Here is a 23,544-nt window from a genome sequence, read left to right on the forward strand (position 1 = left end):
CCACGCCGGCGCCCCGTCCGCCTCGCTGGGGCTCGCCGCCGTCGCCGCCCTGGCCGGCGTCGAGCGTCTCGATCTCGCTGTCCCGCACGGTCACTCTGGCGTGCAGCGCGACGATGCCGATGCTCGGGTAGCCGTTCTCGCCCCCCTTGCCGCCTCGGTCACCGCAGTCGCCGGCCCGCCCGAGCCCCCCCCGGCGCCCGCCTTGGACGCCGCGCCGCACACGCCGAGCCCGCGCCTGCGGCCGCCTCCGCCGCCGCCCTGGCCCAGCGTGCCCCAGCCGCCGCCGCCGGCCCAGTCCGCTTCCCAGCCAGCCTCCCTGATGCCTGTTCTGGCCCGCGAGCAGACCAGCCTGGCGCGGGCGCGGCGGGCCATCGAGCTGAAGGCGGCATCGCCCTGCGTCGCGGACCCGAGCCGTGCTACAATTTCCCTATGTCCACCGAGGAACTTCTCGCGCAGGTGCTGCTGTTGCCCCGCCACGAGCGGGCCCGGCTGGCAGAAGAAGTGCTCTCCAGCCTTGAGGAGCCCGACGTCGAGGAGGTCGCAGCAGCGTGGGCGGGTGAGCTGACGCGCCGGGCGCGCGAGGTCGCGGAGGGTAAGGTCCAGACGGTCGACTGGGGCACGGCGCGGGCGGAGATCCTGAAGGAGCTCGAGGACCGGCGTGCGGGTCGAGCTTCATCCTGAAGCGCGCGCTGAGCTTCGTGCGGCGGCCATCTGGTACGACGAGAGGCGCCCCGGGCTGGGCGACGAGTTCATCGCCGAGGTCTCGTCGATGCTCGATAAGATTGGAGAGGCCCCGACATCTTTTCAGATCTGGCCAGGGACTTCTCCTGCACCACGGAGCATCCGCAGAGCGATCGTCGACCGTTTTCCGTACGTCATTGCGTTTGAGATGCGCCCCGAGCACACGCTCGTGCTCGCCATCGCGCATGCAAAGCGACGTCCGCTGTACTGGCTCACTCGTGCCTTGTGAATGGCCCGCCCAATACGACAATGCACCCGACGCCGCTTTGCGCTGCGGGTGATTGTCAAAGCGCTGTGCGGGCGCGGGCGAGCTCCCATCCAGCTATTCAGGAATCCGGAGCGTCTCCACCGCGACACCGTCCTCAGCCCGAGATCATCTTGCCCTGGTCCTGTGAGCTGCGTCGACGCGAGATTCGCGTGGAGTAGACCCCGAGGTCACGTGAACGTTCGCCCGGCCGTCGACCGCGGGCAGTGTAGGGCGGGGAGCATCTCGGCCTTGCAGGCCGCGACGTCGGGTGGGATCCTCGGGGTGCACCGGCAGGACGTGAGGCAGCATGGGGTCGTTCAACCTCGAAATCTCGGACGACATCCTCGACGAGGCACGCATTCCGCCAGTCGAGCGGGAGGCCGTGCTCAAGCGGGAGCTGGCCGTGCAGCTGTACGCTCGCGAGCTCTTGCCCAAGGCCGCCGCTCGCCGGCTGTCGGGGATGGATCGGGTTGCCTTCGACGACCTCCTCGGGCAACGCGGGATCCCGTCACGGCTCACGGTCGAGGACTTCGATGAGGATCTCGCCGACCTCGCTGCGTTCCGGCGAGCCGCGGGCAGTGGCGGGCTCCCATGACGACGCCGCTGGTGGTGACGAACAACACGCCCGTGTCGCACCTCCTCCGGATGGGACAGGTTCCGTTGCTCGGGCTTCTGTTCGGGCGCGTGCTCGTTCCCGCCCAGGTGGTCGACGAGCTCGATTGAGGCCAGCACGCCCTCGGCGCTTGGCGTGAGGCGCCAGGTGCCAATGCGTTGGTCGTGGCCGCGCCGCTTGATGGGCCTTTTCTGCGGCAGCTCCTCGTGCAGCTCGACCCCGGAGAGGCTGCGGCCATCGCGCTGGCGGTCGAGAGGAGCGCGTCGCTGTTGCTCATCGACGAGGTTGACGGCAGAAAGGTGGGCCGGCGACACGGGCTACGGATGACGGGGACCCTCGGCGTCTTGCTCGAGGGGAAACGTCAGGGGCACCTTGGCGAGGTCCGAGCGTGGATCGACGCGCTCGGTCGTCAAGGTTTTCACATCGGCGCCGCGCTGAAGCAGCACGTCCTCGCGGCCGCCGGAGAAGCCTGAGAACGGGCGTGAAGCTCAAGAATTACGAATCTGCATGAAGAGACGACGCCGGGGCTGCCCAGGAGACTCCCCGGGGCTGCCCAGGAGCCGCCTCCGCCGCCGCCGCGGCCCGGCGTGCCCCAGACGCCGTCGACGGCCGAGTCCGCTTCCCAGCCAGCCTCGCCGATGCGCCCAGGACCCGCGGCCCAGGACCCGCGCTGAGGCGGGCGCGGCTCGTGACCCTGCCGAACTTGCGGTAAGCTCCCTGCATCATGAGCGACGTCGAGAATGTCCTCGTCGCAGCGCTGCGTCTGTCGGCGGAGGAACGAGCGGCCGTGGCGGCCGCGCTGATCCAGAGCCTCGACGAGACCGAGCAGACGACCGAGGACGTCGAGGCTGCGTGGGCCGAGGAGATCCAGCAACGTCTCGCCGACGTCGACGCCGGGGTCGTCACGCCGGTCCCTTGGCCGGAAGCCAGGCGCCGCATCCTGGCGGCTGCAAACGGCCGTCGTGTAGCTCCTTGAGGTCCTGCCAGCCGCACTCGCGGAAGCCGAGGAGGCTGCGGCGTGGTACGCGGAACGGGATCCACGCATAGCGGCACGGTTCGCCGAAGAGATCGAGGCGGCATTGAACCGAATTGCGGAGGCGCCGGACCGCTGGCCCACCGCCCGTTATGGGACGCGTCGGGTGCGCTTGACACGGTTTCCCTATGTCGTCGTGTACCGAGACGAGTCGACGCGCATTCTTGTCGTGGCCATCGCACACGCAAAGCAGAGGCCGGGCTACTGGAGAAAGAGGTGATGGGAGCGCCGCATGCGGTCCCACCAGGCCCCTGGACGCCGCGCCGCACACGCCGAGCCCGCCCCAGCGGCCGCCGCCTCCACCGCCGCCCCGCCCCGGCGTGCCCCAGCCGCCGTCGCTGGCCCAGTCCGCCTCCCAGCCGGCCTCGCTGATGCGTTCGATGCTCGGGTGGGCTGCACGGCCGCCGATCCGTGGCGGACCTTGAACCGACGGCAGACCGATGACAGCCTGCCGCGAGGCGCTGAAGACGGAGACACTCATGGAGAAGCGAACCATCGAGCAGCTCGAGGCGGCGCTCGACGCCGTCAGCAAGGACCTGGCGCCCCGCGTCGAGGAGCTCGCTCAGAAGAGCACAAGCGGCGTCCTCACGCCTGAAGAGCACAGAGAATATACCGAGGTCGTCCGCTTGAACGACATGCTCAGCCTCCTCAAGCTTCAGGCAGAGGAGGGTTGGAGCATGCGCGCGGCGTCGTGAAGCTGCCGAGCGACACGCGAGAGCTGGTCCAGCGGCGCGCCCAGGGGGCATGTGAGTACTGCCACCTTCCACGACCCGTTGCCGGAGGGTGAGCGTGACGCGGGCGAGGCGTCATGTGCGGCGGGCGGTCGGGACCTCGTAGGCGAACGAGCCGCGCTCATCGAGGTGGTAGGCGGAGACGTCACGGTCGATCTTCCGCCCGCCGGCGCTCGTGAACATGCGCCGGGGAAAGACGCGCACGCGGGCCTGCGCGGCGCCGGGGAGGAGCTCGAAGCGGCCGGCGCTGAAGCCATGGAGGCGGGTGACGCCGCGGCCGCCGGGGCCGTCGTGCTCCTCGAGACCGAAGAGGGAGGCGCCCTGCAGGGCGTGACGTGCGTGGCCGCCGCCGTGGGCGGTCGAGGTGGCGGTGCCCTCGTGCATGTGGCCGAAGAAGTGGGCGGCGAAGCGACCGGCCGGGTCGACCTCCTGGCGGAAGTCCTGGCGTGCCTGCGGGTGGAGCCACTCGGGCGGGTGGTGGGTGAGCAGCAGGTTGATGTGATGGCGCTGCAACCACTCGGGGGCGTCATCGTCGCAGACGACGTGGAGCTGGCGCGGGTCCACGGCGAGGCGCTCCTGGTAGTCGCCGCCGGTGAGCTGCAGGAAGGCCGAGTTGAGACCGATGACGCCGAGCTCGAGGCCGTGGAGCGACAGCGAGTACGAGCTGTCGCCCGGCAGGATGCCGAGCGTCCGGCGGTCACGGACGTGCCACCGGCAGGAATCGACCCACGCGGTGTAGGGCCTGAAGATCTGCGCGAGACGCTCGCGGTAGCCGAGGCTGTCATTCACGTCGAACACCTGGTCGCGCAGGCGCGCGTTGGCGTGCCACTGCGAGAGGGCCAGCACGTACGGATCGAGATCGCTGGGGCGCCTCAGGTCGTGGTTGCCGGGCACGGTGATCAGCCGCGGTTGCGAGCCGAGCTGGTCGAAGCGCCGCCACAGCCTGTCGAGGGTAGCGTCGAGCTTCTGGAACTCGTCGGCGCTGCCGCGCTGGGTCAGGTCCCCGGTGAACAGCACGAGGTCCCACGGGCCGCACAGGTCGTGCAGGCGCGCGAGGTCGTCGAACAGCGTGGCCATGACGTTCGGCCACAGCCAGCTCGTGCCGCCCATGCCCTGGTGGAGGTCGGTGAGGTGCAGCCAGCCGACCGACGCGGGCCTCGCGGGCGTGGACGGCGCTGGCCGCGGGGCGCTCGGGTCTTTCTCGGGAGGGCGGGTCGAGCGCGACAGCTTGGCCGAGGAGTCGAGACCTCGAGCGGCCAGGTCGACGGTCGTGGCGTCGCGTCCGGCGGTCGGCCGCGCGGGCTCCGGCGCGGGGGTCGCGGCCGGGGATTCTTCGAGCTCGCCCGCGTCCGAGTCCGCCGCCTCTCCGGCGAGCTGGGCCCCCTGCCAGAGCAGCACGTCGGCGCCGTGTGGCGAGATCGTGTGTTCCTCGAGGAGCTTGCGGACGCGTGCGCTGTAGTCGAGGTACCCGGTCGGCTTGCCGAGCGCGATGGGCGGGCCGCCGTCGATCGCGGCGAGCCCCCGCGCCATCGTCGTGGTCGCCGGCGAGAAGCGCATGGGATCCCGGGTGTGCAGGATCATCGACGGGAACAGCCAGCCGCCGCCCGGCAGGCTGCCCCCGCGGCGGAGCGCGGCCAGGTGCTCGGCGAGCCAGGCATCGTCGGCTTGCCATAAAGAAGGCACCGCCGCGTTCACGCCGTCAAGCGCGGCGACCAGCAGGTTCGCGTTGTTGCCGACCAGGCCGGTGGCGAAGCGATTGTTCACGTCGCGGCCGTCGACGTGGTCGGCGTTGAAGAGCTGGAGCAGCCGCCGGAGGCCGGTCTCGTCGAGCTGCCCGAGGGAGCCATCGATCAGCATGCGCGCTCGCGCGAGCGCGCCCTCCCGCCGGGCGATGCGCTCCGGGTGCAGCCGGGTCCGCGTCTGGTGCAACACCTGTTGGCGATCGAGCATAGGCGACGACTATACCCGGGCGCGGCTCCCGTCGGCCGCCTCGCGCGAACGGGCGTCGCCCTGGCCGGGCGAGGCCCATCTGAGCAATCATGCCCTCGTGGAAGCTATCTCAGCCCACCACGAGCGCCGCGCCGAAGCACGCCGTCGCGACCAGCATGGTCACGATCGGCGGCGGCGGAAACGCGCGGACGGCGATGGCCAGCAGCGCCAGCGACACCGCCGCGTTCAGCGCCACGACAGCAGGGAGCGCCGCGAGGGCGGGCGCGGCGAGCACGCAGACGGCGCCGTGCAGCGCGAGCACCAGGCCCATGGCCACGCTGAACCCCCTGAAGAGGCCGAGCAGGTCGCGCGACAGCCCCATCATGGTCATCCGGTGCGCCCGCATCGCGCCAAGGACCGCGGTCTCCGCGGCGGGCGGCGCGGGGCGACCGAGCAGCAGCGTGGTGATCGCGAGGTGCCCGAGCCCGGTGACGACCCACGCCCACGCGCCCACCTGAAACAGCACCTGTGCACGGCTACTCACAATCGGTAAACGGCCAACATGTTCCTCCGCCCCGCCGCAGATCTTCAGAGCTGGCTCGCTGACAACGGTTGGCTTCAGAACGCGGTCGTGGAACGTCTCGATCCACCGCCGACGTCGGCGCCGGGCTCCTCCCTGCCGGGCAGCGTACGCATGTCGCTCTGGATTCAGGTTGGCGGCAGCTATCGCGCTGGGGAGCAGCGGGTCGTCGGTCAGCTTCAACTCCCGCGCCATGGACATCGAACACCACTCGGTCTCGGAGAGCGGCTATGTCCCCGGGCACTGCAAGCCCATCGCAGCGCCGACGCACCTCCATGATCGGCTACAGGTGTCACCGTTGGCGGCGGGAGGGAACCATTGCGCCCCGAAGGTCCCGCCCTCCCCCTCCCTCGGCGGCCTCGGCGGCGGGCTCGACGCCGCGGCTCGCTCGCTGGACAGTGCGGCAGGCTGGTTCTAGGATGGATGGCGTGAAGGCAGAGATCGAGACCCGCTTCGCCGAGAACCTGGAGCGCGTCCGACACCTCGTGGACGTGTACCAAGGCGCCGCGGCAGGGCCGGGACGCCGCCCGGTGGAGACAACCGACGTCCTGCGCGCGGCGGTCGTCTTTCTGCACGCCACGCTCGAAGACCTCCTCCGCAGCCTGCTGGAGTGGAAGCTCCCGCTGGCCGCCGCGGCACACCTCAAAGACGTACCGCTGGCGGGGAAGAAGCCACGATCGACCTTCACCCTGGACGATCTCGCGCCCTTTCGTGGCACGAGCGTGGACGACCTCATTGCTCGCTCCGTCCTGGAGAATCTCGAACGATCGAACTTTAACGATCCGGGCGAGGTGGAAGGTGTCCTGGAGCGGATCGGACTGCCGAAGGTTCTGTTGGTTCCCTACCGAGATAAGCTGGGTCCCATGATGAAGCGCCGGCACTGGATCGTTCACCGCGCCGACCGCAACACCGCGACGGGGCGCGGCCATCACGCCGCGCGCGCTCTGCAGCAGGAAACCGTCGAGGTGTGGAGCGAAGCGTTGAAGCAATTCGGCGCGGGTGTGCTGGCTCAACTGTAGGACGTCAGGAGGACGAACATGGCGACGCGAGCAGAACTGGAGCAAGCCCTCACCACGATGCCCAACGTCGACGAAGCGAACGTCGTCGGAGAGCAGAGCCTCATCGCGACCGTGGTGTCCGGGTCGTTCCGCGACCAGAACGAGGCGCAGCGACAGGAAACGGTCTGGAGCTACCTGCGCCAGCAACTTGGGTCCGGTGCCCTGCAGAACATCGAGTTCATCTTCACGAATACTCCGGAGGAGAACGCCGCATAGGCATCGGCCGGCGTTCCGCCCCCTGAGCCGCCGAACCATGGCTTGCAGCCGGCGAGCACTCATTCCGCCGCCGGGCGCAGCCCGTCACTGAGAGCGCAGCTCGCAGCGGCCGGCCAAGAGGTCTTCTCCTTGCCTGACACCATCTCGCTGCCGCGCGCGCCGCGCGCCCAGCACGCCGCCTCCGCCGCCGCCCTGGCCCGGCGTGCCCCAGCCGCCGTCGCCGGCCCAGTCCGCTTCCCAGCCGGCCTCGCTGATGCGCCCGATGCCCTGGCCGGGGGCGCCGGCGGTGCCTCATGCGCCGTAGATCGGTGCCTCGCGCGCCGTGGATCGGTCGTGGCGGAGCCGAGCCATGCTTCGCTTCGGAGGGGTAGGGCCTTGAGGGCCCGCAGGCGCCTTCGTCCGGTGCAGGGCCCGCACGGTCCTGCGCCGGTCTCCTTGACAAGGTGGGACAGCCGTCGGATACGCTATCTTTCCACGATGTATGGGAGCGGCACGAGGTGCTATTTTCTGAGCCGCGGGTCATGCGCAGCCGTCAGGCCGACCTACGTGACCGCTTCCTGCGAGCTTCTATGAACCTGATTCAGCTGGCCGACGCCCTGACCACATGCGCTGTCGCGGATCCCTGGGCGTTCGACGGCGGCGACCTCCTGGAGACGCTCTCCAGGATCGAAATGACGGCCGGTATTCTTCAGCCGCCGTTCTCCACGGAGCTCGAGCTGAACGATCGCTTCATCGTCGTCGATCACGAGGCCCATGTGCCAGCGTCCTCTGTCTGGGGCTTCGCCGATCGTACAGAGCTTGAAGCGTTCATCCTGGGCCCCGCGGGGCTGACGAATCCGTTCACGACCTTCTGCGTCGCCTTCGTGGACGGCAGCTGCTGCCCGTTTCGGCTGCTCTACGTCGATGGCGCACGAGATGTCGAGTTCAGCAAAGCCGCGCAGCTGGAGCGCGACCCCTTTGGGCGTGAGTATCCGGAGCTCCGGCTCGAATGGTCGCCGACCGCGCGACGTCGCTCGTGACGCCTCCGTGCAGAAAGAGGCCCAGAGGCGGCCTGACTGGCTCGCTCCGAGCACCGCGGTGCCAAGGAGATTGGCCGCGGTGCCTCGCCGCCTGCATGCGATAACCCGCCGCCAGCCCTGCGACGCGACGGATCGCGACGTTCGGCGGGCGGGCGCAGTGTCAACGTGGGCCAGGTGGGAGACCCCACCTCGGTCGTCAGGAAGGGTTCCTCGCCGCTCAGCCCGAGCTGCGCCTTCCGCGCGTGCCCGGCGGCCGGGCCTTCGCCGCCACCGGCCGTGTTTCGCGTGCCTGGGTCGCGTAGGCACCGAGCTGCGCGACGAGGTGCTCGAAGACGAGGCGGACGCGGCGCACGGCGCGCAGATCCTCGTGCATGACGACCCAGGCATCCAGGTGGAAGGCGAGCGCGGGCAGCACGCGCACGAGCGGCACCGGCCGCCGGCTGAGCGGGAGCTGGCACACCCCGATGCCGAGGCCGGCGCGCACCGCGGCGAGCTTCACGATGTCGCTGTCGCTGCGGAACGCATAATCGCGCGGCGTGGTGACGAGCCCGGCGGCGGCGAGCGCGTCGATGATGGCGCGGGAGCCGTCGGCGCCGATGAGGGCGTGGCCCGGCACGAGCCCCGCGAGCGACGTCGGGGCAGCGTGCGCGGCGAGGTACGCCTTGGTGGCGAAGAGGCCGAGCTCGATGCGCCCGGCGCAGCGCCTCACCAGGCCGGCCTGCGTCGGCTCCGTCATGCGCACGGCGACATCGGCGTCGCGGCGCAGGAGATCCTCGGTGCGATTGGTGGCGACGAGCTCGATCTGAAGGCGCGGATGAGCAACGAGGAGCGGGGCGAGCATCCGGGGAAGCACCTCGACGCCGACGACCTCGCTGCACGTGACGCGCACGGTGCCTCGGTCGGCCTCGGTGGGGCTCGACACGGCGCGCACGAGGGCACGCGCGCTCGCGGCGATGGACTCGGCGTAGGGCAGCGTGGCAAGCGCGAGCTCGGTCGGCACCAGGCCGTTCGGCGCGCGGGTGAACAGCACGACGCCGAGCTGCGACTCGAGCTGCTCGATCTGGCGGCGCACGGTGGGCTGCGCGACGTCGAGGGCACGCGCGGCGGCGGAGAGGCTGCCGGTGCGCATGACGGCAAGGAAGGCACCGTAGAGGTCCCACGAGGGCTCGGCAGGGCTCATCAAAAGATGATGAGCAGATGGAGGCATTTGTACAATGTTCATGAGCACCCGCAGCGACCATGCTCTCCACGTCGCCGGCACCCGCGCCGGTACGCACGACGAGGACAACGACCATGACCACCGCCGCGATGCTCCCTGCGCTCGACCTTGCTCCCCCTCCCCGCCGCCCCGCGCCGCAGCCCACCTGCGAGGTCTCGGCGGGCGGGGCCACGGGCATGCCGCGCGCGCTCCTGCGCCTCGAGGGCGCGCTCGTGCTCGGAGCAGCGCTGCTCGCCTACGGCCACCTGGGCGGGAGCTGGGGCTGGTTCGCGGCGCTGTTCCTCGTGCCCGACCTGTCGATGCTCGGCTACCTTGCGGGCCCGCGGGTGGGCGCGGCGGCCTACAACGCGGGGCACAGCCATCTGGCTCCGGGGCTGCTCGCGGCCGCGTCGGTCGCGCTTGGCTCGCCGGCGCTGCTGCTCGGCGCGGCGATCTGGGTCGGGCACATCGGCTTCGATCGGATGCTGGGCTATGGGCTCAAGTACGGGACGGCGTTCGGCGACACGCACCTCGGCCGCGTGGGCGCGAAGCGCTCTTTCGTCCCCAGGGGGCGGCGGTGACCAGCCGCTCCAGCGCGTCGGCCACCGTCCCGAGGTGGAGCGTCGCGCCACCTTCGACGAGCGCGCCCGCTGGTCGCGTGGCCGCCTGCGCCCACGCCCTGGGGCGAGGTGTTCACGCCGCCATCCTGGGCGCGGGCGGGCTATCCCGGAAGGCGGGGCTCACGCAGCGGAGTTGACGTCACGACGTTCAAACCGCGACGACCCCGCCGTCCACGAACAGCTCGGCGCCCGCGACGTAGCTGCTGTCGTCCGACGCCAGGTAGAGCACGGCCTTGGCGACCTCCTCCGCGCCCCCGAACCGCCCGAGCGGCACGGACTGACTGAGGCCCGAGATCTGCGCCTCTGCAGCCTCTGTGTGGCCGCCGACGAAGCGGCGCATGCCCGGCGTGTCGATGGCCCCCGCCGAGACCACGTTCACGCGGATGCCGCTGCCTCTCAGGTCGGTCGTCCAGGTCCGCGCGAACGAGCGCACGGCGGCCTTGGTGGCGTTGTAGACCGACTGATTCGGGAAGCCTTTGCTCCCGCTCATCGAGCCGTTGAGGACGACGACGCCTCCGCTCTTCATGAGAGGCAGGGCCTTCTGCACCGTGAAGAGCAGCCCTTTGACGTTCGTGCCGAGAATGCGGTCGAAGTGGTGTTCGTCGATCGCGCCCATCGTCGCGACCCCGGAGATGCCGGCGTTGGCGAACACGATATCGAGTTTGCCCTGCTCTCGCCGGATCCGCGCGAAGAGCCGGTCGAGGTCGGCCAGGTTGGCGACGTCGCCCTGGACGCCGACGGCGCCGCCGCCGATCTCCTCGACCGCTTCATCGAGCCTCTCTTGCCTCCGACCCGTCACGTAGACGGTGGCTCCCTCCGCGACGAAGAGCTTCGCCGTCGCGAGCCCGATGCCGTCGCTCCCACCCGTCACCACCGCGACCTTCCCGTTCAACTTCGCCATTGGACGCTCGCTCCTTGTGGATGCGCACCCCCGATATTCACACTGTGAACATAGGCGCCAGAGTTCACAGTGTCAACATCGCGTCGCACGAGCGCGCGAACGGCGCGGTTCGGGCCGGTCGTCAGGACGCAAGGGTCACGGGCGCCGCCGCGGTCGCCGAGGCCCCTTCGCGCCGGCCTGGCTCGCGCCGAGCCCTCGAAGCGCGAAGTCCAGGAGGCCCTCGAGCACCTCCGCGCGCGAAGCGACCGTGGCGAAGGCGCCGTCGAGCACCAGCGAAGCGAAGCCGTGGACCACGGTCCAGGCGCGGATCTCGCCGTCGATGCGGCTCTCGGGCGGGATCACCCCGCCGCTCACCAGACGGTCGAGCGCCTCACCGAGGATCCGATCTGCCGTGGGATGGTCCGCGGCGTCCGCACGTGGCTCGCGCCTCATCTGACACAGGCCGCTCGGCCCGTGCATGAGACGAAAGAGCTCCGGTTCCTCCGTCGCGAAGGCGACGTACGCGCGACCGATCGCCTTGAAACACTCGATCGCGACCTCCGCGTCGTCTCGTCCCTCGAGGGCTCGCTCGGCGTCGGCCATCTTGCGTCGCATCCTCCGCGCGAGCTTGTCTGCTTCCGCGCTCGCGACCGCCGTGAGCAGCGCGGACTTGCTGTCGAAGTGCCGGTAGGTCGCGTTCGCCGAGACCCCGAGCGTCCGGGCGGCGTCGCGGAGGCTGAAGCCCTCCGCGCCGGAGGTGCGCACGAGCTCGGTCGCGGTCTCCACCAGCGCATTGCGCAGATCTCCGTGGTGATAGGCGGCCTTGGCGTCCGTCATCCAACGGAGGGTGACACCGTGAACCTCGCGCGTAAAGCGCCCCATGGCTCGCTGACGACTTGCAGGTGGAGGCGTCGAGCAGCCAGCGCGTCGTGCCTGTCGCGTCGTCGTTGCAGCGTTCGGTCACCACGATGTCGACTCGACCGAGCAGCTCCTGATCGCGCTGCGGCTGATTCATGAGCGCGATCAGATCGACCATGGCTCCGTGGAGCTCGCGGAACTTCTATTGTGCAATTCGAGACGCGCCCGACGCTCGAGCCAGGCGACCCGCCCGAACTTGCGGCGTCAGCCCGCAGCCCTGGCGGGCTTGGGACGGCGCACAAGAAGACTCACTCTGGCACAGGCACATCCGCATCCCGCAGAAATCCTCGCGATTGACGCTGGCCCGCCGCGTGCTTCAGGGGCGCGGCATGAAGACCTCGATTCGATGGCTCATCCCCGTTGCGCTGCTCCAGGTGCTCGCCTGCTCCGATTCCGTCGAGCAGCCCGCTGAAACCGGCTCGGGGGGCAACTCGTCCGGAGAAACCACGTCGTCGAGCGCGTCGAACGGCACCGGCGGCACCCCCGAGGCGTCGTCGAGCGCGTCGAACGGCACCGGCGGCGGCCCCGAGACGTCGTCGAGCGCGTCGGGCGATACCGGCGGCGGCCCCGTGGAGTGCGACGTCGAGGGAATCGGCGCTCCGCCCGGAACGGCCTGCACGAACGAGGGCGAGATCTGCGACAACCCCTGCTCGGGGTGCTGGAGCAGATGCATCGATGGCGTGTGGGTCGAGCAGTGCAATCCGTGCCCCGATGCGCTGCCCGAGAACGGGACGAGCTGCGAGGGCCATTACGGTGCGACGCGGTGCAGCTACCGCGCCGCATGCGGCACAGCGAGCGCCGACTGCGACGGAGCGACCGGGTTGTGGGTCGTCGAGGAGGACGGCGACTGCGACGACGAGGAGTACCGGCTCAGCTGCGGCTGAGCGTCTTCCGTGGCGTCAGAGCGACTCGAGGTACGCCACGAGATCGTCGAGCTGCGCGGGGGCGAGCGCGGAGACGTCGCCGTGGCGGTCGCCGCCGCAGGCCGGGTCGAACCGGTCGCGGAGCGTCTTCGCGCAGCCGTCGTGCATGAACGGCGCTCGCGCGGAGAGGCCGATCAGCGAGGGCACCTGGAATGCCTCGCCGAACCCGACATCCTCGTTGAGGTTGTTCGTGAGCATCGGCCCAGCGTGGCATTTCGCGCAGCCTACCTGCGGGTCATGGAACAGGGCCTCTCCTCGCCGGACGGCGGCCAGATCGTCGGGGGGCGAGGCAGGGAACGCCGGCACGCTGTCGAGGAAGCGCCCGAGGAGCTCGATATCCCGAGCTCCGGGCAGTACTAAGCCGCGCATGCGCGAGACGAAGACCTCCTGCATGAGGTGGGTGAGGTCGATCTGGTCGCCGCTCCAGTGGAAGGGAGCTGTCTTGAGCACGCCGCCCGCGACCGTCTGGGTGCGCCGGAGGCCGAGCTCGTCGAAGCGCCACGTGTGACCGTCCTCGTGCGCTTCCGGATGGCAGGAGGCGCACGCGACGCCGCGGGAGCCGCTCGGCGGCTCGTGGAACAGCGCGTGTCCCGGGTCCGCCACGCTGTCGCCGGGGAGGTCCATGCTCACGCCATGAAACGAGTCGATGCGATCGAGCGCGTCGATATGGACCACCTCGATCCTCGCCGGCTCGCGGAACTGGACGACCGCAGCGCCCCGCGCCGTGAAGGCGACTGCGATCGGCTGGCTCGAGCGCTGCACCTGCTTGTTGATACGGCACGTGCCCGAGGCCTCCTCGCTCGTGATGGTGTCGAGGTCGATGAACTCGATGATGTAGTTGCCGGCGCTCACGACCGCGGCGCGCTTTCCGTCCGGCGCGACCGCGATGTCGACCGGGAGCGGCATCTTCCAGAGGGCCGGCGTCGGGAGCTCGGCTCCGTCCCCTGGAGCGGCCGAGGCCGGGGGCAGGACGCTGACGGCGCCGTGCAGGATGTCGCTATCGCAGTAGTCACCCCCGTAGTAGCCCGTGGGGGCGAGCACGAGGGGCGAGGTCAACGCGCGCTGGTGGACCATCGCCGCGCCGCCGCCGGGGAGGGCGACCATGCGCCAGGCGACCGAGGGGCGGTAGTCGGGGGCGACGCCGGCCTTCGCGGTGAACGACGGGAGCGACCGCCGCGAGAGCAGCTCTCCGTCCGGGCCGATGACGAGGGTCTCCGCGGATCTGAACCGGCTGACGAGCAGGCGATCGCCCTCGACGATCACGTCGCGCAGGTCGGCGTCGAGCCGTAGCTTCCGGAGCGCGGCGCCGCCCTGGGCCGGGAGCGTCACGAGCTCGCCGCCGGCGCAGGCCACATGGATCGCGTCGAGCGACGCATCGTAGGCGAGGCCGCGCGGCGCGGGGCAGACGGCGCGCCGGTCGAGCACCTTCGCCGTCCCGACATCGATCGTCGCGAGCTCGCCTGCGCGGCGCAGGGCGACGTGAACGCGGCCGGCCCCGTCTTCGACGACGCGCCCGGGCTCGTCGCCGCGCGCGAGGGGGATCGCTCGGGGCTCGCCGCCGTCGGTGTCGACCACCCAGACGCCGTCGCGATCGGGGTCGGCCGCCACGGCGGTGTGTCCGTCGCGGGCGATCAGCAGCGTGCCGCCGCTGATGGGCGGCGGGGGCCCGTCGAGCGCGGGGCCCGACGGCAACCGATTCCCGGAGTCGTCGGGGTGAGAGGAGCAGGCCGCGACGCCAGCGGCGATCGCGCTCAAGGCCGCGAGGGCCAGGTGGGTTGTCGTGCAGGAGAGGTTCCGATGCATGAGGCCTCCGGAGGTGGCGGGCTGCTCGGCGAGCGCGAGCAACAGCAAACCCAGAACGCCGTCGGGGAGTCGACGGCGCGCGGCCGAGCAGGAGCAAGGCGCGTGCGCGGACGCGGAGGCGCGGAGGCGCGGGCGCGCGCGGCGGGCCCGGGAGGCGCGGTGTTCAGAGGTGCGGGGAGCGATGGGCGGCGGCAAGGTGGGTGTGGTCGCCTGGCATCAGTGTTCTGGCATCAGTGTTACGGACAGCCACACGGGGGCAACGCGGAGCGGGAGGGAGCTCCGGCGCGAAGGCGTGCGGCGGTGCCTCGCGCGCCGTAGATCCCGTAGTTAAATCGCGCGCATGAACGCACGCGTGCAGATCTCGGGTATACCTCCCCCATGAGCAACCTGTCCGCGATCGGCTTCGCTGCTTTCTCCGAGGACGACTTGCGGCGTACGGTCGGCGCCGCGCTCGAGCGCGCCGCTCCGCCGCCGGACCTCGGCGCGTCCGCGGCGCACTACCTCTGGTTCCGCGACGCGAGCGGCGCCGCGCTCGCTGCCCGGCTTGACGACCAAAAGGCGATCGATTGCATCACCCCCTTCTTCGCCGCGCCCGACGGCGGCACGCGCTGGCGAGTGCACACGAGCGCGCCGCACCTCGATCGCGAATGCCTGCATTGTAGCGGCGCGGACTGCGACGTGCTCGACCCTTCGTCCGGCGTGACGTGCACGCGGACCGCGCTGCAATTCCTGTTCTTCGAGCCCTATCAGGCCTGGCTCGCGGACGAGCGGACGTTCGAGGTCGTGATCGTCGGCTTCGCCTCGTCCCTTTCACTCTGCACCACGCCCGACGACCTCGAGCGCGCGCAGGCGGCGCTCTTCGGCGAGGCAGAGCCCGGCGTCCCGCGCGAGCCCGGCAAGCCCATGCGCCTCGCGGACCAGGCATTCCTGCCGCACGGCATGTTCGGCGCCGCGGGCGAGCTCGGCGCGCGCGCCCGCGCCCTGCTCACAGGGAACGTCGAGTCGGTCACCCTTGCACGCAACGAGATCACCGGGAGCAGGTTCGTACACACGCGCGTCCGTACCCTCGGCGGTCCCATCGACATCGTCGCGCCGGCGGACGCCGTGGAGGTCCCGGAGCGCGCGACGCTCGTGGTCGCCGACTGCTGGCTGGTCGGGCGACCCGTCGAGGCGCCGCCCCCGAAGACCGGTTTCTTCCGCCGCATCCTCGGCCGGGCCTGAGGACGGCGGGCGGAGATGAATGCATGACCTGCCGGACGTGTTCGTCCGGGCCGCGCGCACCGGCCGGCCTACCTCGGACATCGCGCGTGACGCCGCGGAGCTCTGACGCTAGACTGAAATCGCTGGTAACGGAGCAGTAGGAAGCAGCGTGCAAGCCGCCAGGCTCCCCATCGTCATCCCCGCAGACCGTCGGGTAGAGCTGCAGGTGCCCGCAGACCTTCCAGAAGGTCCAGCGGAGGTGATCGTCCTCATCACCGCCCCGCAGAAGGCTGCGACACGCGACAAGCGGGCAGCACTTGGCATGGATCGGGGTACGGTCCAGATCGCCGATGACTTCGACGCGCCGCTGCCGGAGAACCTACAGCGAGCGTTCAATGGCGAGTAAACCGGAGCTGGTGAGGTTCGAGATTGAAGGTGCCGAAATCGCGGTCCGCCTGGCGGGCGATCGGGAGAAGCCGGCGCTTCTCCTGATCCACGGCTTTCCAAGCTCCTCGGAATCGTTCCGGAACGTAATCGACTGTCTCGCGCGGGACTGCTTCGTGATCACCCCGGACCTTCCGGGGTTCGGCGGCTCCGAGCCGGTCGAGCGCCCCTCATTCTCGCGTTTCGCGGACATGATCGACGGATTGCTCGCGCGGCTCGGGGCCGGGTCCTTCCACCTTTACCTCCACGATTTTGGAACCGCGGTAGGACTTCATCTTGCCACGCGCGCGCCGCGCAGGATACGCAGCCTCATCGTCCAGAATGCCAATGCCCATGAGAGCGGGATGGGGCCGCAATGGTCGGCGACCAGGGCCTACTGGGACGATCCCACGCCGGAGCGGGAAGCCGAGGCGACCGCGCACCTGACCTTCGAGGGCACGCGCGACCAATATCTGGGCGGCGTGCCCCGGGACATCGCCGAGCGCATCGATCCCCGACTGTGGGAGGAGGACTGGCGGATCATGTCGCTCCCCGGCCGGCTCGAGACGCAGCGCGCGCTGGTGCTCGACTATCGCAGCCATGTCGCGCGGTTCGGGGACATAGCCGATTATCTCGGTCGCTGGCAACCCCCGGCGCTGATGCTGTGGGGGCGGCACGATATCTTCTTCGATCTCGAGGAGACCCTCTCCTGGATGAAGGCGCTCCCGCGCATGGAGGCGCACATCCTCGACGGCCCGCATTTTTTGCTGGAGACCCATCCGGCCGAATGCGCCGCGTTGATGAGCGCCTTCGTCAGGCGCGTGGAGGGACCGCGTTAGGACGTGCGCACCGTGAGCCCGACGCTCGGCAGCTGGGTTCCGGGCGCGTGACGCGGATGCCGACCGGTGGACGAGCCGGGCGCATCCTGCGTCGACGTACCCCGCTCTGAAGAAGCCTTGCCGGTCAGCAAGAGGCGCCTGACCGCCGCTTGCAGCCCACGGCGCTGACGCTCCCTAGAACACCGATCACGTTGAAACCCGGAGAATTTTCACAGGGAGGCGGGGAGGCGGGGAGGAAGAGAAGAAAATGAAGTTCTCCCTCTTGCCGTCTCTCGCTCCCCGCCTCCCTGTGGAATTCCTGCTTTTTCTCGTAGCTTCAACCCGTTTGTCGCTCTAGCTGAAGCGCAACACGTTGGCTATCATCAGGTGCATTTATGTCGAAAGTCGATCTCAAGCGGGAACTCAAACATCTCTACCAGGCATCCGCGAAGGAGGTGGTTCAGGTTGACGTGCCGACGTTTCAGTTCCTCATGATCGACGGCAAGGGCGATCCCAACACATCACGGGAGTATGCCGAGGCCGTGGAAGCGCTGTTCTCCGTCTCCTACACGACGAAGTTCATGGTGAAGAAGGGGGCGCGAGGAATCGACTACGCGGTCATGCCCCTCGAAGGCCTCTGGTGGTCGGACGACATGTCCGTCTTCACCTCCAACGACAGGTCACGATGGAAATGGACGATGATGATCATGCAGCCTCATTTCGTTGGGGAGGCGGTGATTCAGGCGGCCATGGCGGAGGTGAGGCGAAAGAAGGCGCTCCTCGCGCTGGACGCGCTCAGACTGGAGAGCTTCACCGAAGGGTCGTGCGCCCAGATACTTCACATTGGCCCCTTTACGGAAGAAGGGCCGACCATTCAGCGAGTCCACGATTTTATCGGCGCGCGCTCGGCGCTTGCAGGAAAGCACCACGAGGTGTATCTGAGCGACATCCGCCGCGCCGATCCGGCCAAGTGGAAGACCATCATCCGCCAACCCATGGAGTGATGGCCTCGAACGTTCGGCTCGGGCAGTTCGCCACAAGCACATGAGGGATTCACGTGATCGACTTGCGGGCCTTGACGTCTGAAGATTGGGCCGCATGGCGCGACGTCAGGCTGCGCGCGCTCGCGGACGCTCCCCATGCTTTCGGCTCGACGCTCGAGGAATGGGAAAATGCATCCGAGGCGCGCTGGCGCGCGCGCCTGGAGCTGCCTGGTTCCCGCAACCTCGTGGCCTACGTCGACGGCGAGCCGGTCGGCATGGCTACAGGCGCGCCCTTCGAAGGCACCTACGAGCTGATCAGCATGTGGGTAGCGCCGGAGGTGCGCGGCCGCGGCGTCGGAGATGCACTGGTCGAGGAGATCCTGCGGTGGGCACGCGAGCAGGGCGGAAGTGAGCTCCGCCTCGACGTGAAGCAGGACAATCTCAGCGCCATCTCGCTGTACGTCCGCCACGGTTTCATCGACGTCGGTCCGTCTCGCGAATCGGGCGAGCGAGCCATGATGAAGCGTGTGTGAGTCGACGTTCGAGCTGGCCGTCGCGTCCAGCGACGGCGGCACAATGCGCAGGTGAACCGCGGATCCGCTGGGCGCGACGCTACTTCCCAGGCTCAAGGACTCGAGCCTGGTGGCGCGCCGACTCGGCGCCGTGGGTCTGGGGATCTTCGCTGCGCCCAGCTACGTCGCGCAATTCGGTGCGCCGCGCTCGCTGGCCGACTGCGCCAGGCACCGCTGGGTGTCCTTCTCCGACATGCGCCGCCTGCCGAAGGAGCTGCAAGGCCCGCCGTCGCCTCGCGTGTCCACCGATGATCTGCTGCTTGCCCACGGCATGGTGCGGATGGCGGCGGGGCTCGCCGTGCTGCCCGGCTACCTGGCACACGAGGACGTGCTCGCGGGGCGGCTGGTACGGGTGGTTCCGAGCTGGAAGCAAACCGTCGGAACGCTCTTCTTCGTCTACCCGCCGGCTCAGCACGTGCCGCGCAAGGTGACAGCCCTGCGCGACCACCTCGTGGACGTCATCGCCCAGCGGCCTCTCGCGCTCGCAGAGGGATGAGCGCCGTCAATACCGCTCAGGCGACCACGAGCCCGGCGCCCACCAGTCGACGAGAGCCGCGAGGATCCGGCCCAGCGCTGCCCCGAGGCCAGGCGAAGGCTCGTCGCACAGCGTCGGTGCGACCGAGAGTCCCAGCCGGTCCTTGAGGATCTCCTGGGCGCGGCGAATGGATCGTGGATCTCGGCGGTCGAACCAGATGGCTTCGCCAGACGACTCGCTGGCCTCCGGGCCTTCGTCCTCCGCCGGCCCGACGTACAGGGTCACGGTGTGTCGTCCCAGCGTGGCAGGTGGGTCGCTCCGCATGTTCCACAGCATGCTCCGCGCTCGTGACAGATCGGTGGCGCAGGCGAAGACTCTCCGTTGCAGCGCGGCGCTCCCCCAGCTGCGGCGGCGCCCCTGGACGAGGCCGAGCGCCTGAAGGCGAGCCCGTCACCCTCGCCGTGGACCGCGACGAGCGCATGAGCCTGTCGGCGCTCATGTCGGGAAGATGCGCAGTTCCCTGAGTGCCATTCCGTCCGGATCGACGGCGGCGAGGCAAAGCGGCTGACCGACCTCAAGTCGGGCGCAGGTATCCCCGCCTGGTCGCCTGACGGCGCTGCCCTGGTCCTCTCGGCGAAGGTCGCCTCCGATGCGCCGCCGGGGGCTCCGCGGGTGGTGACGAGGGCCCTGTACAAGAGCGATGGGGTGGGGTTCGTGCTGGACCGCCGGACGCACCTCTTCCTCGTCCCTGCCGGCGGGGGTGAGGCGCGGCAGATCACGCGCGGTGACGCGAACGAGAGCGACCCGGCGTGGTCGCCCGACGGGCGCCTCATCGCGTTCAGCCGGACGCGGGAGGGCCCCCGCGACGCCCACTGCAGCGACCTCTGGGTGATGACGCCGTGCGCGACTTCGACGGTCCCGCCGTCGACGCTCCTGACCGGGCCACCGCGTGGCGAGAGCCGCGATCGCAACGCGCGCGCCGTGAACTCAGGGGCGGGCGCGCGCACCAGACGCGAAGCGCGGCGTCGGCCGCGAAGGTCTGTCCGTCCGGTATGTCGTGAGCTCTCCGCCAAAAAAAGGCGAAACCATGGGCCGTCCTCGATCACCGTCCTGGGCTCCACGTCGGCGGAGCGCGCGCGATCTCGCCGCCCGGTGCGGGGGGCGCGCCGCGCTCCTCGTGCCTCTGTTGCTGAGCCTCGCCCTCGTCGCGGGCTGCGCCGGGGGAGAGCCCGAGCGCGGCGCTCCCGGCGTCGCGCAGCAGGCGCGGCTCCCGCTGCGGGCCGCCGCCTCGATGAGCGTCGCGCGCGCGTACCACACAGCGACGCGGCTCCTCGACGGCAGGGTCCTCGTCGCGGGGGGCACCGGCGAGGCGAGCGCGGAGCTCTACGATCCCGCGACGGACACGTGGGCGCCGGCGGCCTCGATGGGCACGATCCGCCAGCTTCACACGGCGACCCTGCTCGCCGACGGACGGGTGCTCGTCGTCGGCGGGAGCCCGGAGCTCAGGGCCGAGCTCTACGACCCTGCGCTGGATGCCTGGACCGCCACCCCGCCGATGGCGCTGCCCCGCCCCTGGCGGCACGCGACGACGCGGCTCCTCGACGGCAGGGTCCTCGTCGCAGGAGGGGGCGAAGAGGCGACGTTCACCTGCGAGATCTACGATCCCGTGACCGGCGAATGGCACCTCGGCGCCAGGCTGCCGCGCGGCGGGTACGGCAACAGCGACGGCGCCGCGCTGCTCGCCGACGGCAGGGTCTTCCTCGATGGCAACGAGGGTCCCTATGGCGAGCACCGCGGCCAGATCTATGACCCTGCGAGCGACGCCTGGTCGACCACGGGGGCTCGAGGCGATATGCGCATGCCAGGGGCCACCGTCACCCTGCTGCCGGGCGGCCGGATCCTCGTGGCCGGCGCCGGCGACCTAGGCCCCGAGACCTTGCTCAGCGCCGACATCTACGATCCTGCGACGGGCTCCTGGACCCCGGTCCCCAGAGCGACCCCCTCATTTGGCGTCTGGAATTTCTCAGGGCAGCGCGCCGTGTCGCTCCCGGACGGGCAGGTCCTGCTCACGGGGGGCATCGATTACATGCTCCCTTGCGACGATGGAGCGTGGCCCTGCCCGAGCGTTCGTCTTCGCGACAGCACCGAGATCTACGAGCCCACGGCGGGCCGCTTCACGGCCGGCCCGTCGATGCTCTCCCCGCGCGGCCATCACACGGCGACGCTGCTCCTGGACGGCAGGGTCCTCCTCGCGGGCGGCCTCATCGGCGACCACGACGGCGCGACGGGCGACAACGTCGTCGCGATCGCGAGCGCCGAGCTGTTCACCCTGGAGCGCCGCCGCCCCGGCGAGCCCTGCAGCTCCGCGGCGGAGTGCGGGGGCGGCAGCGAGCGCTGCGTGGACGGCGTCTGCTGCAGCTCGGCCTGCGACGGGGCGTGCGAGGCCTGCGCGGTCGCGGCCGGCGCGGCCCAGGACGGCGTCTGCGCCCCGGTCACCGGCCCGGCCTGCGACGACGGCGACGCCTGCACGCAGGGCGACGCCTGCCAGGCGGGCGCCTGCGACGGCGCGCCGGCGAGCGACGGCGCGCCGTGCGACGACGGCGACGCCTGCACGCAGGGCGACGCCTGCCAGGCGGGCGCCTGCACCGGCGCGGGCGCGCCGGCGAGCGACGGCGCGCCGTGCGACGACGGCGACGCCTGCACCCGGATCGACACCTGCCAGGCGGGCGCCTGCGCCGGCGCCGATCCGGTGGCCTGCGCCGCAGCGGACACGTGTCAGCTGAGCCTCTGCGATCCGGCGTCCGGCCAGTGCATCCCCGCGCTTGCCCCCGGCGGCACCGCGTGCGACGACGGCGACCTCTGCACCCAGGACGACGCATGTCAGACGGGCGCCTGCGTCGGAACGCCGGTCTCGTGCACGGCCACGGACGCCTGTCACGCCGCCGCGTGCGACGAGGCCACGGGGCTCTGCGCCGACGCTCCGCTGCCTGACGGTACCCCGTGCGGCGAGCGCTGTACGGACAGCGCGTGTCAGGCAGGCGTGTGCACGACCGGTGCTCCGACGGTCTGTCCGGCTGTCAATGGCTGTCATCAGCCAGGTTTCTGCGACCGGTATGCTGGCTCTGGAGGCGCGTGTCAGGCGGGGCCGCGGCTGCCCGACGGCGCGCCGTGCTCGAACCCCACCACGAGCGCGTGGACCGCCGGTTCCCCCATGGAAACCGGCCGAGGCGGGCACGCGGCCACGCTGCTCCAGGACGGCACCGTGCTGGTCACCGGAGGGCTCGCGGGCCACGTGCAAAGGTGGTATGGAGCGAGCGATCCCCGCTTCGACAGCGCGATGCGGTACGATCCAGCGAACGATACGTGGACGGCGGTCCGCCCGATGCTGCAGCCGCGCGCATATCACACGGCCACGCTGCTCCAGGACGGCACGGTCCTCGTGGTCGGCGGCACCGGCGACGCTGCCCAGGGGCCTTCGGCCGAGCGGTACGATCCGAGGGCCGACGTCTGGACGGTGACCGGAGCGACGGTGGCGCCCGAGCGCCGCGACAGGCACACGGCCACGCTGCTCCAGGACGGCAAGGTGCTCGTCCTCGGCGGTATTCCGGATTGGGCCAGCTCCGAGATCTACGATCCAGCGACGAACACCTGGGCGCCCACCGCGCCAATGCTCGATTTGCGACTCGGCTTCTTCACGGCCACGCTGCTCCAGGACGGCAGGGTGCTCGTCGTCGGCACGCGTGATGGTGGCCGGTTGTTCGATCCGGCGACGAACACCTGGGCCCCTGCGGGGCCGCCGGACGGGCGCGATGACCTCACCAGCGGCGTCGGCTGGACGTGGGACGTGCCGATGCCTGTTTCTCCGAGGAGGCTGGAGACGGTGACGCAGCTCGCGGATGGCCGTGTGCTCGTCCTGGGTGGTTGCGAGAACGACGCTTACTGGTGTGGCTTTGCCGACGTGCTGCTGTATGCGCCCGGTGTCATCTCCCCTGGAGATGGCGTGTGCCAGAGCGGTGCTTGCGTGACGGTCGACGCGGGCGGCTCGGGTGGCGCCGGTGGCGAAGCGGGCTCCGGTGGCGCCGGTGGCGAAGCGGGCTCCGGTAGCGCCGGTGGCGAAGCGGGCTCCGGTGGCGCCGGTGGCGACGGCGGGGTGAACGCGGGCGGCAGCGCGAGCACCGGCGGCGCCGGCGTCACGGCGAGCACGGGAGCGGCCACCGGGGCAGGTGGCGCGGGTGGCGCTGGAGGCAGCGGCGGCGCGGCGCCCGGAGCCGGGGGCCAGGGCGGAGCGGGCGGCGGCGGCACCGGCGGCAGTGGAGACGCCGCGGTCGCCAGCGGCACGGGCGGCGCCTCCACCAGCGCCGCTGGGGCCGGCGGCAGCCCGGGATCCAGCGGGCCGGCGGGCGGCGGCAGCGGCGGGTGCAGCGCCTCACCGCGCCCGGTGGGCTCGGCGGCCCCCTGGCTCCTGCTGGCCGCATTGCTCGGGGCGCGGGGCGCCCGGCGCCGCACCGGGTGCTCCGCAAGGTGACTCGCCTGCTCGCGCGGGCCGAATGCGGTAGCGGTCGCG

27 protein-coding genes and 1 pseudogene are annotated in these 23,544 nt (G+C 70.6%); 20 read left to right on the top strand and 8 right to left on the bottom strand.

From position 1 onward, the window contains the following. Positions 1-10: 10 nt before the first annotated feature. A pseudogene (locus tag WMF11_RS42020) lies at positions 11-321 on the bottom strand (hypothetical protein); the annotation flags it as partial. 108 nt (positions 322-429) lie between these two features. Between WMF11_RS42020 and WMF11_RS42025 the strand changes: the two are divergent. The 8 genes from WMF11_RS42025 to WMF11_RS42060 all read left to right on the top strand — a co-directional run bounded on the left by WMF11_RS42025 (position 430) and on the right by WMF11_RS42060 (position 3,329). Next, positions 430-681, top strand: a complete 252-nt coding sequence (locus WMF11_RS42025; RefSeq protein WP_437974770.1) for an addiction module protein — start codon at positions 430-432, stop codon at positions 679-681. Continuing rightward, entirely contained in the window at positions 659-970 is a 312-nt protein-coding gene (locus tag WMF11_RS42030) for a type II toxin-antitoxin system RelE/ParE family toxin (RefSeq protein WP_437974771.1), read from the top strand. The genes WMF11_RS42025 and WMF11_RS42030 overlap by 23 nt, the downstream gene beginning before the upstream one ends. Before the next feature lie 325 nt (positions 971-1,295). Continuing rightward, positions 1,296-1,583: a UPF0175 family protein gene (locus tag WMF11_RS42035; RefSeq protein WP_012240120.1), complete on the top strand. Its 288-nt coding sequence runs from the start codon at positions 1,296-1,298 to the stop codon at positions 1,581-1,583. Then, on the top strand, positions 1,580-1,711 hold the full coding sequence (locus WMF11_RS42040; RefSeq protein ID WP_437974772.1) for a hypothetical protein: 132 nt from the start codon (positions 1,580-1,582) through the stop codon (positions 1,709-1,711). Before WMF11_RS42035 ends, WMF11_RS42040 begins: the two co-directional genes overlap by 4 nt. Before the next feature lie 54 nt (positions 1,712-1,765). Beyond that, positions 1,766-2,074, top strand: coding sequence for a DUF3368 domain-containing protein (locus tag WMF11_RS42045; protein WP_437974773.1), 309 nt, complete (start codon positions 1,766-1,768; stop codon positions 2,072-2,074). Between the two features lie 251 nt (positions 2,075-2,325). Next, a complete protein-coding gene (locus WMF11_RS42050; protein ID WP_437974774.1) occupies positions 2,326-2,577 on the top strand; it encodes an addiction module protein in 252 nt (83 codons plus the stop codon). 4 nt (positions 2,578-2,581) lie between these two features. Then, the gene (locus WMF11_RS42055; RefSeq protein WP_437979388.1) at positions 2,582-2,854 is read left to right on the top strand and encodes a type II toxin-antitoxin system RelE/ParE family toxin; all 273 of its coding nucleotides are present in this window, start codon (positions 2,582-2,584) and stop codon (positions 2,852-2,854) included. A 259-nt stretch (positions 2,855-3,113) separates the two neighbouring features. Next, complete coding sequence (locus WMF11_RS42060) at positions 3,114-3,329, top strand: hypothetical protein (RefSeq protein WP_437974775.1); 216 nt, start codon at positions 3,114-3,116, stop codon at positions 3,327-3,329. 111 nt (positions 3,330-3,440) lie between these two features. Here the strand turns inward: WMF11_RS42060 and WMF11_RS42065 are convergent, their stop codons facing one another. Beyond that, a complete protein-coding gene (locus tag WMF11_RS42065; protein ID WP_437974776.1) occupies positions 3,441-5,315 on the bottom strand; it encodes a metallophosphoesterase family protein in 1,875 nt (624 codons plus the stop codon). Between the two features lie 109 nt (positions 5,316-5,424). Further along, positions 5,425-6,075: an LIC_13387 family protein gene (locus WMF11_RS42070; RefSeq protein ID WP_437974777.1), complete on the bottom strand. Its 651-nt coding sequence runs from the start codon at positions 6,073-6,075 to the stop codon at positions 5,425-5,427. 227 nt (positions 6,076-6,302) lie between these two features. Here WMF11_RS42070 and WMF11_RS42075 point away from each other — a divergent pair, with 227 nt between their 5' ends. The 3 genes from WMF11_RS42075 to WMF11_RS42085 all read left to right on the top strand — a co-directional run bounded on the left by WMF11_RS42075 (position 6,303) and on the right by WMF11_RS42085 (position 8,167). After that, positions 6,303-6,893, top strand: coding sequence for a hypothetical protein (locus tag WMF11_RS42075; protein ID WP_437974778.1), 591 nt, complete (start codon positions 6,303-6,305; stop codon positions 6,891-6,893). Positions 6,894-6,911: 18 nt separating this feature from the next. Beyond that, positions 6,912-7,148, top strand: coding sequence for an AMP-binding enzyme (locus tag WMF11_RS42080; RefSeq protein ID WP_437764098.1), 237 nt, complete (start codon positions 6,912-6,914; stop codon positions 7,146-7,148). A gap of 521 nt (positions 7,149-7,669) precedes the next feature. After that, positions 7,670-8,167: a hypothetical protein gene (locus WMF11_RS42085; protein WP_437974779.1), complete on the top strand. Its 498-nt coding sequence runs from the start codon at positions 7,670-7,672 to the stop codon at positions 8,165-8,167. Between the two features lie 217 nt (positions 8,168-8,384). Here WMF11_RS42085 and WMF11_RS42090 read toward each other — a convergent pair whose 3' ends face one another. Continuing rightward, complete coding sequence (locus WMF11_RS42090) at positions 8,385-9,347, bottom strand: LysR family transcriptional regulator (RefSeq protein WP_437974780.1); 963 nt, start codon at positions 9,345-9,347, stop codon at positions 8,385-8,387. Between the two features lie 113 nt (positions 9,348-9,460). Between WMF11_RS42090 and WMF11_RS42095 the strand changes: the two genes are divergently transcribed. Beyond that, the gene (locus WMF11_RS42095) at positions 9,461-9,946 is read left to right on the top strand and encodes a DUF4260 domain-containing protein (RefSeq protein ID WP_437904712.1); all 486 of its coding nucleotides are present in this window, start codon (positions 9,461-9,463) and stop codon (positions 9,944-9,946) included. 187 nt (positions 9,947-10,133) lie between these two features. On the opposite strand, the gene WMF11_RS42100 is transcribed toward WMF11_RS42095, so the two are convergent. Together WMF11_RS42100 and WMF11_RS42105 are read right to left on the bottom strand one after the other, a co-directional pair. After that, positions 10,134-10,886, bottom strand: a complete 753-nt coding sequence (locus WMF11_RS42100; protein WP_437974781.1) for an SDR family NAD(P)-dependent oxidoreductase — start codon at positions 10,884-10,886, stop codon at positions 10,134-10,136. 135 nt (positions 10,887-11,021) lie between these two features. Next, positions 11,022-11,702, bottom strand: coding sequence for a TetR/AcrR family transcriptional regulator (locus WMF11_RS42105; protein WP_437974782.1), 681 nt, complete (start codon positions 11,700-11,702; stop codon positions 11,022-11,024). A gap of 410 nt (positions 11,703-12,112) precedes the next feature. Here WMF11_RS42105 and WMF11_RS42110 point away from each other — a divergent pair, with 410 nt between their 5' ends. Next, positions 12,113-12,667: a hypothetical protein gene (locus WMF11_RS42110; protein ID WP_437974783.1), complete on the top strand. Its 555-nt coding sequence runs from the start codon at positions 12,113-12,115 to the stop codon at positions 12,665-12,667. A 15-nt stretch (positions 12,668-12,682) separates the two neighbouring features. Here WMF11_RS42110 and WMF11_RS42115 read toward each other — a convergent pair whose 3' ends face one another. Continuing rightward, the gene (locus tag WMF11_RS42115) at positions 12,683-14,557 is read right to left on the bottom strand and encodes a cytochrome-c peroxidase (protein ID WP_437974784.1); all 1,875 of its coding nucleotides are present in this window, start codon (positions 14,555-14,557) and stop codon (positions 12,683-12,685) included. Positions 14,558-14,887: 330 nt separating this feature from the next. Between WMF11_RS42115 and WMF11_RS42120 the strand changes: the two genes are divergently transcribed. From WMF11_RS42120 to WMF11_RS42145, 6 genes are all read left to right on the top strand, one after another. Further along, a complete protein-coding gene (locus tag WMF11_RS42120) occupies positions 14,888-15,730 on the top strand; it encodes a hypothetical protein (RefSeq protein WP_437974785.1) in 843 nt (280 codons plus the stop codon). A gap of 238 nt (positions 15,731-15,968) precedes the next feature. Continuing rightward, complete coding sequence (locus tag WMF11_RS42125) at positions 15,969-16,115, top strand: hypothetical protein (RefSeq protein WP_437974786.1); 147 nt, start codon at positions 15,969-15,971, stop codon at positions 16,113-16,115. Beyond that, on the top strand, positions 16,105-16,971 hold the full coding sequence (locus WMF11_RS42130) for an alpha/beta fold hydrolase (protein ID WP_437974787.1): 867 nt from the start codon (positions 16,105-16,107) through the stop codon (positions 16,969-16,971). The genes WMF11_RS42125 and WMF11_RS42130 overlap by 11 nt, the downstream gene beginning before the upstream one ends. Positions 16,972-17,345: 374 nt before the next feature. Then, the gene (locus tag WMF11_RS42135) at positions 17,346-17,954 is read left to right on the top strand and encodes a GyrI-like domain-containing protein (protein ID WP_437974788.1); all 609 of its coding nucleotides are present in this window, start codon (positions 17,346-17,348) and stop codon (positions 17,952-17,954) included. 53 nt (positions 17,955-18,007) lie between these two features. After that, positions 18,008-18,466, top strand: coding sequence for an N-acetyltransferase family protein (locus tag WMF11_RS42140; RefSeq protein WP_437904724.1), 459 nt, complete (start codon positions 18,008-18,010; stop codon positions 18,464-18,466). A 67-nt stretch (positions 18,467-18,533) separates the two neighbouring features. Further along, a complete protein-coding gene (locus WMF11_RS42145; RefSeq protein WP_437979389.1) occupies positions 18,534-19,001 on the top strand; it encodes a LysR substrate-binding domain-containing protein in 468 nt (155 codons plus the stop codon). A gap of 6 nt (positions 19,002-19,007) precedes the next feature. Here the strand turns inward: WMF11_RS42145 and WMF11_RS42150 are convergent, their stop codons facing one another. Next, entirely contained in the window at positions 19,008-19,316 is a 309-nt protein-coding gene (locus WMF11_RS42150) for a hypothetical protein (RefSeq protein WP_437904725.1), read from the bottom strand. A gap of 841 nt (positions 19,317-20,157) precedes the next feature. Here WMF11_RS42150 and WMF11_RS42155 point away from each other — a divergent pair. Next, on the top strand, positions 20,158-23,505 hold the full coding sequence (locus WMF11_RS42155; RefSeq protein WP_437974789.1) for a kelch repeat-containing protein: 3,348 nt from the start codon (positions 20,158-20,160) through the stop codon (positions 23,503-23,505). Positions 23,506-23,544: the final 39 nt, after the last annotated feature.

Origin of the sequence: Sorangium sp. So ce295 (assembly GCF_051527405.1) — a bacterium.
GTDB classification, from domain to species: Bacteria; Myxococcota_A; Polyangia; order Polyangiales; family Polyangiaceae; genus Sorangium; species Sorangium cellulosum_B.

Excerpts from the sequence above, each read along its gene's own strand:
- WMF11_RS42105 (WP_437974782.1), bottom strand. The coding sequence starts at position 11,702 with ATGACGGACGCCAAGGCCGCCTATCACCACGGAGATCTGCGCAATGCG.
- WMF11_RS42150 (WP_437904725.1), bottom strand. The coding sequence starts at position 19,316 with ATGCTGTGGAACATGCGGAGCGACCCACCTGCCACGCTGGGACGACAC.
- WMF11_RS42120 (WP_437974785.1), top strand. The coding sequence starts at position 14,888 with ATGAGCAACCTGTCCGCGATCGGCTTCGCTGCTTTCTCCGAGGACGAC.
- WMF11_RS42085 (WP_437974779.1), top strand. The coding sequence starts at position 7,670 with ATGCGCAGCCGTCAGGCCGACCTACGTGACCGCTTCCTGCGAGCTTCT.
- WMF11_RS42065 (WP_437974776.1), bottom strand. The coding sequence starts at position 5,315 with ATGCTCGATCGCCAACAGGTGTTGCACCAGACGCGGACCCGGCTGCAC.
- WMF11_RS42135 (WP_437974788.1), top strand. The coding sequence starts at position 17,346 with ATGTCGAAAGTCGATCTCAAGCGGGAACTCAAACATCTCTACCAGGCA.
- WMF11_RS42080 (WP_437764098.1), top strand. The coding sequence starts at position 6,912 with ATGGCGACGCGAGCAGAACTGGAGCAAGCCCTCACCACGATGCCCAAC.
- WMF11_RS42110 (WP_437974783.1), top strand. The coding sequence starts at position 12,113 with ATGAAGACCTCGATTCGATGGCTCATCCCCGTTGCGCTGCTCCAGGTG.
- WMF11_RS42095 (WP_437904712.1), top strand. The coding sequence starts at position 9,461 with ATGACCACCGCCGCGATGCTCCCTGCGCTCGACCTTGCTCCCCCTCCC.
- WMF11_RS42090 (WP_437974780.1), bottom strand. The coding sequence starts at position 9,347 with ATGAGCCCTGCCGAGCCCTCGTGGGACCTCTACGGTGCCTTCCTTGCC.
- WMF11_RS42060 (WP_437974775.1), top strand. The coding sequence starts at position 3,114 with ATGGAGAAGCGAACCATCGAGCAGCTCGAGGCGGCGCTCGACGCCGTC.
- WMF11_RS42130 (WP_437974787.1), top strand. The coding sequence starts at position 16,105 with ATGGCGAGTAAACCGGAGCTGGTGAGGTTCGAGATTGAAGGTGCCGAA.
- WMF11_RS42035 (WP_012240120.1), top strand. The coding sequence starts at position 1,296 with ATGGGGTCGTTCAACCTCGAAATCTCGGACGACATCCTCGACGAGGCA.
- WMF11_RS42070 (WP_437974777.1), bottom strand. The coding sequence starts at position 6,075 with ATGTCCATGGCGCGGGAGTTGAAGCTGACCGACGACCCGCTGCTCCCC.
- WMF11_RS42025 (WP_437974770.1), top strand. The coding sequence starts at position 430 with ATGTCCACCGAGGAACTTCTCGCGCAGGTGCTGCTGTTGCCCCGCCAC.
- WMF11_RS42040 (WP_437974772.1), top strand. The coding sequence starts at position 1,580 with ATGACGACGCCGCTGGTGGTGACGAACAACACGCCCGTGTCGCACCTC.
- WMF11_RS42100 (WP_437974781.1), bottom strand. The coding sequence starts at position 10,886 with ATGGCGAAGTTGAACGGGAAGGTCGCGGTGGTGACGGGTGGGAGCGAC.
- WMF11_RS42050 (WP_437974774.1), top strand. The coding sequence starts at position 2,326 with ATGAGCGACGTCGAGAATGTCCTCGTCGCAGCGCTGCGTCTGTCGGCG.